Origin of the sequence: Collinsella aerofaciens (assembly GCF_039062365.1) — a bacterium.
Lineage (GTDB): Bacteria > Actinomycetota > Coriobacteriia > Coriobacteriales > Coriobacteriaceae > Collinsella.
In genome coordinates this window covers 39,998-52,286 of record NZ_JBCJBI010000001.1, presented here as the reverse complement: position 1 = coordinate 52,286, position 12,289 = coordinate 39,998, and the positions used below count along the sequence as shown (strand labels likewise).

At 61.9% G+C, this 12,289-nt stretch carries 11 protein-coding genes and 1 riboswitch; of the genes, 3 read left to right on the top strand and 8 right to left on the bottom strand.

Features of this window, described 5'->3' with window-relative positions:
• Window positions 1-6 precede the first annotated feature (6 nt).
• The 3 genes from rplE to yqeB all read right to left on the bottom strand — a co-directional run bounded on the left by rplE (window position 7) and on the right by yqeB (window position 2,723).
• Window positions 7-564, bottom strand: coding sequence for a 50S ribosomal protein L5 (gene rplE / locus ABCN01_RS00240; protein ID WP_006235260.1), 558 nt, complete (start codon window positions 562-564; stop codon window positions 7-9).
• A 311-nt stretch (window positions 565-875) separates the two neighbouring features.
• Window positions 876-1,919: an XdhC family protein gene (locus ABCN01_RS00235; protein WP_342996451.1), complete on the bottom strand. Its 1,044-nt coding sequence runs from the start codon at window positions 1,917-1,919 to the stop codon at window positions 876-878.
• A gap of 9 nt (window positions 1,920-1,928) precedes the next feature.
• Window positions 1,929-2,723, bottom strand: a complete 795-nt coding sequence (gene yqeB, locus ABCN01_RS00230; protein ID WP_342996452.1) for a selenium-dependent molybdenum cofactor biosynthesis protein YqeB — start codon at window positions 2,721-2,723, stop codon at window positions 1,929-1,931.
• 102 nt (window positions 2,724-2,825) lie between these two features.
• On the opposite strand from yqeB, the gene yqeC reads away from it, so the two are divergent.
• The gene (yqeC, locus tag ABCN01_RS00225; RefSeq protein WP_342996453.1) at window positions 2,826-3,560 is read left to right on the top strand and encodes a selenium cofactor biosynthesis protein YqeC; all 735 of its coding nucleotides are present in this window, start codon (window positions 2,826-2,828) and stop codon (window positions 3,558-3,560) included.
• A gap of 109 nt (window positions 3,561-3,669) precedes the next feature.
• Here the strand turns inward: yqeC and hydA are convergent, their stop codons facing one another.
• From hydA to dpaL, 5 genes are all read right to left on the bottom strand, one after another.
• On the bottom strand, window positions 3,670-5,037 hold the full coding sequence (hydA, locus tag ABCN01_RS00220; RefSeq protein WP_342996454.1) for a dihydropyrimidinase: 1,368 nt from the start codon (window positions 5,035-5,037) through the stop codon (window positions 3,670-3,672).
• A gap of 9 nt (window positions 5,038-5,046) precedes the next feature.
• Window positions 5,047-5,661: a nucleotidyltransferase family protein gene (locus tag ABCN01_RS00215; RefSeq protein ID WP_342996455.1), complete on the bottom strand. Its 615-nt coding sequence runs from the start codon at window positions 5,659-5,661 to the stop codon at window positions 5,047-5,049.
• Window positions 5,662-5,811: 150 nt separating this feature from the next.
• A complete protein-coding gene (gene ygeW / locus ABCN01_RS00210) occupies window positions 5,812-7,014 on the bottom strand; it encodes a knotted carbamoyltransferase YgeW (RefSeq protein WP_195644111.1) in 1,203 nt (400 codons plus the stop codon).
• A gap of 201 nt (window positions 7,015-7,215) precedes the next feature.
• Complete coding sequence (locus tag ABCN01_RS00205) at window positions 7,216-8,601, bottom strand: YgeY family selenium metabolism-linked hydrolase (protein WP_117821229.1); 1,386 nt, start codon at window positions 8,599-8,601, stop codon at window positions 7,216-7,218.
• Between the two features lie 74 nt (window positions 8,602-8,675).
• Window positions 8,676-9,890: a diaminopropionate ammonia-lyase gene (gene dpaL / locus ABCN01_RS00200; RefSeq protein ID WP_195239318.1), complete on the bottom strand. Its 1,215-nt coding sequence runs from the start codon at window positions 9,888-9,890 to the stop codon at window positions 8,676-8,678.
• Window positions 9,891-10,167: 277 nt separating this feature from the next.
• Here dpaL and ABCN01_RS00195 point away from each other — a divergent pair, with 277 nt between their 5' ends.
• Together ABCN01_RS00195 and ABCN01_RS00190 are read left to right on the top strand one after the other, a co-directional pair.
• Window positions 10,168-10,821: a helix-turn-helix transcriptional regulator gene (locus tag ABCN01_RS00195; protein WP_022094290.1), complete on the top strand. Its 654-nt coding sequence runs from the start codon at window positions 10,168-10,170 to the stop codon at window positions 10,819-10,821.
• Between the two features lie 122 nt (window positions 10,822-10,943).
• A complete protein-coding gene (locus tag ABCN01_RS00190) occupies window positions 10,944-11,933 on the top strand; it encodes a hypothetical protein (protein ID WP_342996456.1) in 990 nt (329 codons plus the stop codon).
• 265 nt (window positions 11,934-12,198) lie between these two features.
• A riboswitch (SAM riboswitch) is annotated at window positions 12,199-12,289 on the top strand.

Genomic DNA, 12,289 nt, shown 5'->3' with positions numbered 1-12,289 from the left:
GTGAACCTATTTCTTGAACGGGAAACCGAAGGCGTCCAGAAGGGCCTTGGCCTCCTCATCGGTGTTGGCGGTGGTCACGAAAGTGATGTCCATACCACGCTGGTGATCGACGGAGTCGAAGTCGATCTCGGGGAAGATGAGCTGCTCGGTGACGCCCATGGAGAAGTTACCACGGCCGTCGAAGCTCTTGGCGGAGATGCCGCGGAAGTCGCGGATACGGGGGATCGCGACGGAGGTCAGACGATCGAAGAACTCCCACATACGGTCGCCACGCAGGGTAACCTTGCAGCCGATCGGCATACCGGCGCGCAGGCGGAAGGTAGCGATGGACTTGCGGGCACGGGTGATCATCGGCTGCTGGCCGGTGATGGCGCGCAGGTCGCGCACGGCACCGTCGATGGCCTTGGAATCGGTAGCGGCCTCGCCGACACCCATGTTCACGACGATCTTCTCGAACTTGGGGATCATCATGACGTTCTCGTACTGGAACTTGTCCTGAAGCTGCTGCTTGACCTCGTTGTTGTACTTGGTCTTCAGACGCGGCACATACTTCTCTTCTGCCATTGTTCACTCCTTCTTGGGGTTTTAAGCACGGGGCGTGGCCACAGTGGGTTGTCCTCGTGCCTCCTGGCTGCATCCGCGCCGCTCATGGCATTTTGCGGTTTGGACTCGACGCAGCAGGAGCCGACAAAACAATCGGTACTATACGCGCATTGGGTGCGTATTTCCAGAAAAACCTCGTCTGCCTGCACAACTCCACAACTCCCCCGCACAAATGGGCCCCAAAAAGCAGTTGCGGTGAAATAGGGACTGTTTGGCGGCCTAACAGGCTTAAACAATCCGTATTTCACCGCAACTTATTGGTGGGGATGCGATTAGCGCTTGCGGGGGACGAGTTTGGTGCGGCGCAGGTGGATCATCTCGGCGGCGATGGAGATGGCGATCTCCTCGGGGTCCTCTGCCTCGATGGCAACGCCGATCGGAAGGTGCAGCTCGTCGATCTGGTCCTGCGTAAAGCCTTCCTGCTCCAGGCGGGCCCGCACAAAGGCCGTCTTGCGACGAGAGCCCAGGCAACCCAGGTAGGCAGGCTTGGCGCGCATGGCCTGAATCACCACGTCGATATCGGACTTGTGACCCGCCGTGGCGACGACCACCAGGTCGCGCGGGCCGATGGGGCACTGCTTGCTCAGGTTCTTGTAATCGACCAGGCGACGATCGTAGACACCGGGTACCCATTCGGGCGTCAGCGTGCCGGGGCGGTCATCGCACGCCACAACGGCAAAGCCCGCCGCCGTGAGCACGCGCGCCGTCGCGGCGCCCACGTGTCCGCAGCCAAAGATGTAGGTCAGGCCCTCGGGGCAGAGCGTCTCGATGTGCGCCGGGGGAATCTCGGAGGCGGCGTTGGTGTAGGTGACCTTACTCCCCTCCTCCACTAGCGAAAGCTCGGGGCAGCCGGCAATGGTATGGCGCGATGTCTCGCCATGGTACTCGACCACATCGCCCCCGAGGGCCTGGATGACAAACGGTTCAAAGTCGATGACGAAGTCGCCGATGCGTCGATACGCCAAGACGTCGGCAACCGACTGGAACAACGGCACCTGCGATACATCCAGGTGCAGATAGCACAGGCAGATGGCTCCGCCGCAGATCATGCCGGTATCGGAGTTCTCGCCGCCCATGGTGTAGCGGACCAGACGCGATTGCCCTGCGGCCAGCAGCTCGCGCGCCTCGTTCAGCGCAAAGAGCTCGATCTTGCCGCCGCCGATGGTACCCGCTTGGCTGCCATCGGCAAAGACGGCCATCCAGGCGCCCACGCCGCGCGGCGATGACCCTGCCGTGCCGGCAACTACCACCAGCTCGCACGTCTTACCGGCCTTCAGAGCGCCAAGTGCAGCATTCACCACATCGAGCTTTTCCATTGCAATTTCCTATCCCTGGAATACACCGGTGAGCATGGCGAGCGCCTCGAGCACGCCGCCGCCGACCGACGTCGCCTTGTCCGAAATATAGTTGATATAGCTGGCATCGCCGCGCGGGTCGACGTCGGCGCATTTAAAGCCCTCGGTCACCTGAACGCCGTCGGCCAAAAGGCCGCGCAAACAGCCGTCAATCTGCGTGACCATGGGAGTATCGCCCGCATACCCGATCACATCGCCAGCACTCACGATGTCGCCGATTGCGCGGTCGGACCGAAACACGCCGGCGGCGGGACTGTGGATAACGCGCTCCTTGCCATAGCCGCCGATCATGCCCGGCACGCCCGTGTTGGGCTGGGGCGAACCTTGGGTAATGACACGGCCGAGAAAATGCCCGCGCATGGTCTCGACCACGGCATCGCAATCGACCGGCGCGGTAAAGCCCGGCCCCACGGCGATGACGACAGGCGCCATATCGCGCGTGGTGCCCAAGTTGCGCTTTGCCAGAATCGCGTCGACGACGGCAGCAGGTTTCAGTTCGCCGAGCATCTTGGCCTGGGGGTCCACCACAACGGCGACGTCTCCAGCCTCGGTAATCTCAAGCGCCTCAGCCGCCGTCCGTGCCAAGCGAGCGCGAATGCCTTCGACCTCGACCTCGCCCAGGCGAATGGCTTCACAAAAACAGATTGTGCGGCGGATGCACGTGGGAACCGCGATATCGGCCATAACGACCGACACGCCGGCGCGCACCAAGCGAGCGGCGACGCCCGTGGCGATATCGCCGGCGCCGCGAACATAAACGAGCATTCCCGGGGCACCTCCCTGTGCTACGGTTTGAGCAGAGCAAATGCGGTTCGACCGCTACTCTGATGATTATTTATTATCACAGTATTATACGGCGGTGAACAGATGGAAACGGTTAGCGGCAATCTTGCCTCGGCGCTCAGGATCGAGCCGGGCATTACCGCGATTATCGGCAGCGGCGGCAAGTCGACCTTGCTAAAGACGCTCGGCCTTGAGCTTATGCGCGCTGGCGACCGCGTGCTCCTCTGCACCACCACGCATATGTTCCCCGTCGCCGGCGTGCCATGGGACGGGTCGGGCCGTCGTCTGGACGCCGCGCCTTGGAAGCCGGGGGCCCTGCATGTTCCCGGCTGCACCTGCGAGGCATGCGCTGGCATGAGCCGCGGAAGTATCTGCCAGGCGGGTATTTTGGACCCGGAGACGGGCAAGCTCTCCTCCCCTGCCGAGCCGCTCGACCAGCTGGCGCAGCGCTTTGACTACGTCCTGGCCGAGGCGGACGGCAGTAAGCGGCTCCCGCTCAAGGCGCATGCCGCCTGGGAGCCGGTAATTCCCGCCGCCACGGCAAACGTTGTCTGGGTCGTCGGCGCCTCGGGACTGGGCAAACCCGTCGCCGAGGTTGTCCACCGCCCCGAGCTCTTTTGCGAGCGTTGCGGCTGCGAGCTCACCGACACTGCCACCCCAGAGCGCGTCGCCCAGGTGCTCAATGCCGAGCTGCGGATGCTGAACCTCAACAATGCCCGCATCATGCTCAACCAAGCCGACACGCTCAGCGACCCCACAATGGCAGATCGCTTCGAGGCAGCCCTCAACCGCCCCCTCATCGCCACCAGCCTCAAGTAGCCGGCCCCATCTCGTCAGTTGCGGTGAAATACGGACTGTTTGGCCGTATGACGGCCGCAAACAGTCCGTATTTCACCGCAACTGCGGAGGGGGTCCGGCACTCCCCCTGCTAGCGAGGCACGTAGCGGCCGGGTTGGGCTCCGGTGGGCTCGCCGTCGCGTGCCACCAGCACGCCGTTCACAAACACGGCCTTGGCGCGGCCATGTGCCTCAAAACCCTCGAGCGGCGTGTAGTCCACGGCCTGATGCTGCGTCGCCGCGCGAATGGTCCAGCGCGCCCGGGGATCCCACACGCACACGTCGGCATCGGAGCCCTCGGCAAGACAGCCCTTGCGCGGATACATGCCAAAGACGCGCGCCGGGTTCTCGCTCATCAAGCGGCAGAGGTCCTCGGGGCCCAGCTGGCCCTCAAAGCTCGTGGCAATCGCGACGGGACGATGCTCCACGCCGGGCCCGCCGTTGGGAATCGCGCGGAAATCGTCACGCCCGCGGTCCTTTTGCCCGTGCAGGTTAAAGCTGCAGTGGTCGGTGGCGATAGTATCGATCTCGCCGGCCACAAGCGCCTCGCGCAGCGCGGCACGGTCACCGGCATGGCGCAGCGGCGGGCTCATCACATACTTGGCGCCCGCAAAGCCGTCCTCGCCCTGCTCCAGATAACAGGTGTCGTCGAGCATCAGATACTGGGGGCAGGTCTCGACATAGATATTCTTCTGCCCGCGCGCTTTGGCAGCACGGATGGCCTCGAGCCCCAGCTTGGTCGAAAGGTGCACCACGTTGACCGGAGCGTCGCCGGCCAGGTGCGCCAGATACAGCAGGCGGCTCACGGCCTCACCCTCGCACACGTCCGGACGGCTGAGCGCATGCCCCTCGGGCCCATGAATCCCCTGCTCGTACACGCGCTTCTGCAGATCATTCACCAGCGTACCGTTCTCGCAATGCACGCACAGGATACCGCCCACGCGCTTGAGCTCCTCCAGCACCTCGAGCGTCTCGGCATCGTCCAGGCGCAGATGGTCGTAGGCAAAGTAGGTCTTAAACGACGACACGCCCGCCTCACGCATGGCCGAAAGATCGGCGCGGTTGCGCTCATTCCACTCGGCGAGTGCCATATGAAACGCGTAGTTTGCCGTGCAGGTTCCGTCGGCGCGGCGATGCCACTCGGCCAAGGCATCGGGCATGGTCACGCCGCGATCGGCCGTCGCGTAGTCCACGATGGTCGTCGTACCGCCGCAGGCAGCCGCACGCGTACCGGTCTCAAAGCTATCCGCTGTCCAATCCATGCCAGTCCAGCACTGCATGTGCGTGTGGCCGTCGATAAAGCCGGGGAATACCCAGCAGCCCGCGGCGTCCTCGACGGTATCGCCCTCGCCCGGCTCAATCGCCGCGGCAATCCGCACGATCTTATCGCCCTCCATGGCAAGATCGGCGCGGCGAAGCCCCTGTGGCGTCACGAGCGCGCCGTTTTTGATGATGATCATAATTGCTCCTTATTGATTGATGCAGTCGGCCACGCGATCAAAATACGAGCAGGCGGCAATATGCTCCGTTATGCGTCGCTGTCCCTTGACGGTATCGACGTCCCACAGCTCGTAGGCACGCGCCTCGACCAGCGCAACGTCGGCGCGACCTTTGAGAATCGAGCCCCCGCCGTCCTTGCCCTCAAGACACATAAGTGCATCGAACAGTTCCGCCGGAAAGAGCACCGGGCTCGAAGGCTCACCGTTGCACGCAAGACGCACCGGATGTTTGCGGCCACGCTCGTCAAATGCACGAACCATAGCCTCAAAAGAATCCGAACTCACGAGCGGCTGGTCGCCCGGCAAAAAGAGGCAACCTTTCCAGTTGCGTTCGACTCCCCACGAAAGGCCCGCACGGACGCTTTCGCTGCGCAGCTCGCCATCGTGCAGCACGCACGGGCAATGCTTGTCCTCGCAAATCTGAGCGACCTCGGGCCAACGCGTCGAAACCACGACGTCAAAGCCCCGGGGAACCGAATCGATGGTCCGGGCAATCAGCGGCTCGCCATAGATATCGGCAAGCATCTTGTTAGAGCCAAACCGCTTGCCCTCGCCCGAAGCCATAATGACGCATCCAAGTTTCATGGTGATACCTCCCCTGAAACCATCGTACCCATAACTCGCGCCGCGGGCATCCACATCGAAAGCGCTTATCCCGCACGCCCGCGATGCAAAAAAGGGGCACCCCGCCGGTTGGCAGAGCGCCCCCTTTACATGGCTTACCTCAACCCGGCTTTAGGCCTGGAACCAACGGGCGGTATTGCGCTCGTCGAGGGCCTTGAGGGTAGCGGCGGGATCGGCAACCTTCTGCAGGAACATCATGGCTGCGATGGCGTACGGCTTGTAGCTGGCCTCCTTGTACATGCCCACACGGTGCATGTCGAAGACGTCGGCGTTAACCTCGCCGTGCTCGCAGGAGACACCGGAGATGTCGGCGGGCAGCGGGTGCATAAAGATGGTGTCCTGGCCGTTGGCGGTCTTCTCCATGAGCTCGGTCGTGGAGCACCAGTCCTGATGGGTGGCGTTCTGGGCGAGCAGCTCCTTCTCGAGCGCTGCGATGCCGGCGTCGTCGCCCTCGGCGTACAGGTTGGTGCGCTTCTCCATGGCGGCAAACGGAGCCCAGCTCTTGGGGATCACGATGTCGGCGCCCTCGAAGGCCTCGGCCATGGTGTTGACCTGCTTAAAGGTGGTGCCGGACTCGGCGGCATAGCTCTTGGCGCGCTCGACGACCTCGGGCATGAGGTCGTAGCCCTCGGGGTGAGCCAGGGTGACGTCCATGCCAAAGCGGGGCAGCAGGCTGATCAGCGACTGCGGGCAGGACAACGGCTTGCCGTAAGAGGGCGAATAGGCCCAGGTGACGGCAACCTTCTTGCCCTTAAGGTTCTCGAGGCCGCCAAACTCGTTGATGAGGTAGAGCATGTCGGCAGAGGACTGCGTGGGGTGGTCGGAATCGGACTGCAGAGAGATGAGCGTGGGACGGTGATCCAGAACGCCATCCTCGTAGGCCTGTTGCACGGACTCGGAGACCTCGGCCATGTAGGCATCGCCCTTGCCGATGTACATGTCATCGCGGATGCCGATGACGTCGGCCATGAAGGAGATCATGGTAGCGGTCTCGCGGACGGTCTCGCCGTGGGCGATCTGGGACTTCTTCTCGTCCAGGTCCTGCAGCTCAAGGCCGAGCAGGTTGGCGGCCTTAGAGAAAGAGAAACGCGTACGGGTGGAGTTGTCGCGGAACAGGGAGACGGCCAGGCCCGAGTCGAAGATCTTGGACGAAACGTTGTTCTCACGCAGCTCGCGCAGGGCGTCGGCGACGATGTAGAGAGCCTTGAGCTCATCGGTGGTCTTGTCCCAGGTGTGCAGGAAGTCGCTGCCGTACATGCCCTTAAAATCGAGGCCGTTCAGCTGCTCGACGAGCTCGGTAAACTTAGCGTCCATGGAAATGTCCTTTCTAAAGATGAAACGATCGCAATGAGTAGATGTGCTCCGGCATGCGCGTGTGGCTAGAACATGCAGAGCACCATGACGAGGACCCGCCACCGTTGAGGAAGCATGGGAGATAACGACCGCGGGCCCCAAGTCAACAGGGAGCGCCGGGGACACGAGCGGCCCCCGGCTCAACAAAATCGAGGAATGGGACTAATCGATCTTGTTGTTGGTCAGACCGGCGCGGAACACGGTGGCGTCGCCATCGGCCTGGCTCGGATCGTAGAGGTTCAGGGCAGCCACGTACATGGCGGCAGCGGTGACCAGGTCATCCTTGTAGGTGACCTCGTTGGGGGCGTGAGCCTGAGACTCGGCACCCGGGCCAAAGCCCACGCAGGGGATGCCGTAACGGCCCTGGATGGAGACGCAGTTCGTGGAGAAGGTCCACTTGTCGCACAGCGGGCGACCGGTGCGCTTGTCCATGCTGGGCTCGCAGCCGATGCGCTCGTCACCAAACATGGCCTTGTGGGCGTCGACGAGGGCCTTGACGTGCGGAGCGGTCTCCTTGTTGATCCACGTGGGGAAGTAAGCCTCGGTCTCGTAGACCTCGCCGGTCCAGGACGGACGGTCGTACATGTACATGGAGACCTTCACGTCGTCACCGTACTTCTTGGCTGCCGGCAGGTTGCGGATCTCGTCCAGGCAGGACTCCCAGGTCTCACCGGCGGTCATACGACGGTCGATGGAGATGGCGCAGGAGTCGGCCACGGCGCAGCGGCTGGGGCTGGTGTAGAAGATCTGGCTGACGGTGCAGGTGCCGCGGCCCAGGAAGCGGGCATCCTCGAAGTGCTCGGGATTGTACTTGGGGTCGAGCATCTTGACGAGACCCTTGATGTCGGTCGACTCGTCGCAGCCGTTGTTGTTGAGGGCGCGGACGTCGGCGATGATGTCGGCCATCTTGTAGATGGCGTTGTCGCCGCGGTCGGGAGCGGAGCCGTGGCAGGAGGTACCGTGAACGTCGACGCGGATCTCCATGCGGCCGCGGTGACCGCGATAGATGCCGCCGTCGGTGGGTTCGGTGGAAATGACGAACTCGGGCTTAATGCCATCCTTGTTGTAGATGTACTGCCAGCACATGCCGTCGCAGTCCTCTTCCTGGACGGTGCCGACGACCATGATCTTGTAGCCCTCGGGGATGAGGCCCATGTCCTTCATCATCTTGGCAGCGTAGGTAGCAGAAGCCATGCCGCCCTCCTGGTCGGAGCCGCCGCGGCCGTAGATGATCTCGTCGGTCTCGTAGCCCTCATAGGGATCGGCATCCCAGTTCTCGATGTTGCCGATGCCGACGGTGTCGATGTGGGAGTCGATGGCGATGATCTTGTCGCCCTCGCCCATAAAGCCCATGACGTTGCCCAGGCCATCGACCTTGACCTCGTCATAGCCAAGGTTCTCCATCTCGGCCTTGATGCAGGCGACAACCTCACCCTCCTCGCAAGACTCAGAGGGATGGGAGATCATAGCGCGCAGGAAGCGAGTCATATCGGCGCGGTGAGACTCAGCAGCAGCCTTGATAGCGTCGAAATCGAGTTCTTTAGCCATTGTTCATAACCTTTCAAACGAAGGAATCTACCTGTGAGGTGGCGGAGCGATACCTATTTACTCCGCCCCAACGATTAGCAAGTGGGATATTCGCCTTCCCAAACAATGCGGCGATACTGGTCGGGATCGGTGTCGCCCTCGGTGGAGAAGCAGAGCACGGAGCTCGTCTTGTCCAGGCCGATGAGTTCCTTGAGCTCGGCGTACTCGGGATCGAGCATGAGGGTCTCGACCAGGCCGGTGGTCACAGCGCCGGACTCGCCGGAGATGACGCGCGGGTCGCCCTTCTCGGGAGCGCCCAGGGTCCGCATGCCGCGAGCGGTGACCCAGTCGGGGCAGGACACGAAGGCGGTGGTGTGGTTGCGCAGGATATCCCAGCCCAGGATGTTGGGTTCGCCGCAGCACAGGCCGGCCATGATGGAGGGCATGTCGCCGTCCACGATGCGCGGGTCGCCGTCGCCGGCGGCAGCGCCCTTGTACAGGCAGGCGGCAGGCGCGCACTCAACCACGACGAAGGTGGGCGGGTTATCGGGATACAGGTTGGTGAAGTAGCCCACCACGGCGCCAGCGAGCGAACCCACGCCAGCCTGGACAAACACGTGCGTCGGGCGGTTGATGGCCATCTCACGCAGCTGCTCGGCAGCCTCGGAGGCCATGGTGCCGTAACCCTCCATGATCCAGGACGGAATCTTCTCGTAGCCCTCCCAGGCGGTGTCCTGAACGATAACGCCGCGCTCGCAGGCGTCGGCCTCGGCGGCGGCCATGCGCACGCACTCGTCGTAGTTGACCTCTTCGATGGTCACCGTGGCGCCCTCGGCGGCGATGTTATCGAAGCGGGGCTTGGTGGAACCCTTGGGCATGTGCACGACGGCCTTCTGGCCCAGCTTGTTGGCAGCCCATGCCACGCCGCGGCCATGGTTGCCGTCGGTGGCGGTAAAGAAGGTAGCCTGGCCAAAGTCCTCGGCCAGCTGATCGGAGGTCAGGTAATCGAAGGTGCAGTCGGCAACGTCCTTGCCGGTCTCGTCGGCAATGTAGTTGGCCATGGCAAACGAGCCGCCCAGGACCTTAAAGGCGTTGAGGCCAAAGCGATAGCTCTCGTCCTTAACGCACAGGTTGGACAGGCCCAGGCGCGCGGCCTGGCCGTCCAGGCGGGCAAGCGGAGTGACGGTGTACTGGGGGAACGACTGGTGGAAGGCGCGGGCCTTCTTCACGTGGTCGAGACTCATGATTCCCAAGTGCTTGTCATCGCTCTTGGGCATCGTGTTGCTCGCCCACTGGATCTTATCGGCCATACGGTGAACTCCTTAAGTTCTCTCTTGCCGGCCCCCGCATACGCGTTTCAGCCCGATCCCATTCACTCGGCTGAACTTTTATGTGGATGCCAAACAAAAAGTTTGTTAGCACTGTTCTATCACACTTTTTGATTGGCAAACCTAACAAATTGTTTGTTGCCGTAATCGGTACCTTTTCGCCGCCGAACGGTCACCAATTAGCCTGTCTATGTATTTGTTTGCGAACAGGTGTGGTTTATGGCAAAGTGTGCCCAAACTAATTTTTAGGAAGGCACCCATGACCCCCGCACAGATTGAGTTTTACAAGCGCCTCGCACACGGACTGGCGCTCCAATTTGGTCCCAACTGCGAAGTCGTCGTCCACGATCTGGAGACCGAAGACGTGGACCACTCCATCGTAGTGATCGAAAACGGCCACGTCAGCGGGCGCAAACTGGGTGACGGCCCCAGCCATATTGTGTTTGAGTCCATGCACGAGGGCACCACCGACGTGCACGACCGCGAGCCATACCTCACCAAAACCACCGATGGCAAGCTGCTCAAATCGTCGACGATCTTTATCCGCAACGACGAGGGCAAGCCCGTCGGCATTTTGGGCATCAACTTTGACATTACGCTCATGAAGGCTTTTGAGCGTTCGCTCGACGCCTTTACCGGCACCGGTGGCACGGGCTACACCGAGCCCGAGCCCATTACCAAGAACATCGGCGACCTGCTCGAGGACCTGCTGCACGAGTGCGAGCAGTTTGTGGGCAAGCCCGCGGCGCTCATGACCAAAGACGAGCGCATTCGTGCCATTGGCTACCTCGACCGTCGCGGCGCCTTCCTCATTTCCAAGTCGAGCGAGCGTGCCTGTGAGTTCTTTGGCATCTCCAAGTACAGCTTCTATAGCTACCTCAATGAGGCCAAGGCGGCGGCCGGCGACAAGTAGGCACTCGCCTGGATTGCCCTCCCCTTTTGGGCGCGAGTTCTGGAAAGCACGAATCCAAGACCGAGCCGCTTGGGAAGTTCCATATAATCGATGTCATTAGTATTTCGAAAGGATGGAACAGAATGGCGTTGAGCAAGGCATCATGCACCGGTCGCGGATTGATTCCGGCAATTGGTGGACATGTGCACCGCATGTTCGATGAGGGTGAAGACGACCTGTTTTCGCTGAGCCTTGACGACGTGATGGATGATCGCCCGTGGACCGCCGACGAACTCATGGGCGGCGGCGGGGCTCGCCCGTCAAGCCCCAATCCCGCACTTACGCCTAAGTCCGCACCTGCGCCGACTCCTGCGCAGTCGCCTGTTTCGACGCCCGCGCCTACGCCCGCACCCACTTCGGCGCCCACGCCCGCTCCCCGCCCCGCAAGCGACCCGTCCGAGACGGCGGCATTTCTCGCAGCAGCGACGCAGGGCAAATCGGCCGACAGCACCGTTATGTACAGCGCACAGCAGTTGCCTGTTCCTGCGGCACGCAAGCCTCCGGTCACAAGGCTCGATGAGCCCGTTGCCCGTCAGGTTGCCTACGATTCCTGGGCTGCAGCCGATCTGGATGAGACCTCTACCGGCATGCCGGCGCTCGACGTTCCAGTTAACCCGCTTTTTGCCGCCAACACGAGCGCCGCGGACTATGAGGGCGGTGCAGCATATTCCGATTATTCCGATGGCTATGCTGGCACCGGTCGCATCGAGACCGAGGATTATGGCACCGCATCGAGCGATTATCTCAACGATCCGTACGCCGCCACGCCTGCACCGGAATATGACCCGGAGGCCGCGTCCGCGCCGGCGTATACCAAAAGCACGGGCGAAGAGCGCTTCGCCGATTATTACGCCGAGGAAAAGGCGCTGCGTTTCTCGGAATTTCCGCAGGCAGTCAAGGTTGCCTTTATCGCCATTGTCATTGCCCTGCTCGGCGCCATTGCGTTTGAGGGATTCCAGCTGTTCCGCGGCCCCACCCAAGCGGAGTCGGAGACCCAGCAAAAAGAGAACGATGACGAGTACCTGGACATCAACACCCTCAAGGGCGACCCCAACGACGGAGACGACGAGTAGCGAGAGCTGAAGGCGGCCGCAGGATCCCGCATCCAGCACCGGCTTCTAAGTGCTGTTTTGTCATCCAGCTACACTTTTCCGGATAATTTGCCTATCGAATTTGACACTTTTCCGAAGTTTTAAGGTGCCTATTTCGACACTTTTCCGGATGAAAGCCGAATAATCACTTGGGAACCAACGCCGTTCACGCGTCATTTAGCAGGCGGCGCTTGATTTCTGTCCGTACACGTTGATAGACTTCCTCTTGCCCGCAAGGAGCGGGCGCGTTTTATCCAGAGTCGGGGTAGAGAGTTGGCTCCACGATCCCGACGCCAACCGGCCAAGAGGCACGGTGGCCCTGCCAACATCGATGAAAG

Excerpts from the sequence above, each read along its gene's own strand:
- hydA (WP_342996454.1), bottom strand. The coding sequence starts at position 5,037 with ATGATCATCATCAAAAACGGCGCGCTCGTGACGCCACAGGGGCTTCGC.
- ABCN01_RS00215 (WP_342996455.1), bottom strand. The coding sequence starts at position 5,661 with ATGAAACTTGGATGCGTCATTATGGCTTCGGGCGAGGGCAAGCGGTTT.
- ygeW (WP_195644111.1), bottom strand. The coding sequence starts at position 7,014 with ATGGACGCTAAGTTTACCGAGCTCGTCGAGCAGCTGAACGGCCTCGAT.
- dpaL (WP_195239318.1), bottom strand. The coding sequence starts at position 9,890 with ATGGCCGATAAGATCCAGTGGGCGAGCAACACGATGCCCAAGAGCGAT.
- rplE (WP_006235260.1), bottom strand. The coding sequence starts at position 564 with ATGGCAGAAGAGAAGTATGTGCCGCGTCTGAAGACCAAGTACAACAAC.
- ABCN01_RS00195 (WP_022094290.1), top strand. The coding sequence starts at position 10,168 with ATGACCCCCGCACAGATTGAGTTTTACAAGCGCCTCGCACACGGACTG.
- yqeC (WP_342996453.1), top strand. The coding sequence starts at position 2,826 with ATGGAAACGGTTAGCGGCAATCTTGCCTCGGCGCTCAGGATCGAGCCG.
- ABCN01_RS00205 (WP_117821229.1), bottom strand. The coding sequence starts at position 8,601 with ATGGCTAAAGAACTCGATTTCGACGCTATCAAGGCTGCTGCTGAGTCT.
- ABCN01_RS00190 (WP_342996456.1), top strand. The coding sequence starts at position 10,944 with ATGGCGTTGAGCAAGGCATCATGCACCGGTCGCGGATTGATTCCGGCA.
- ABCN01_RS00235 (WP_342996451.1), bottom strand. The coding sequence starts at position 1,919 with ATGGAAAAGCTCGATGTGGTGAATGCTGCACTTGGCGCTCTGAAGGCC.
- yqeB (WP_342996452.1), bottom strand. The coding sequence starts at position 2,723 with ATGCTCGTTTATGTTCGCGGCGCCGGCGATATCGCCACGGGCGTCGCC.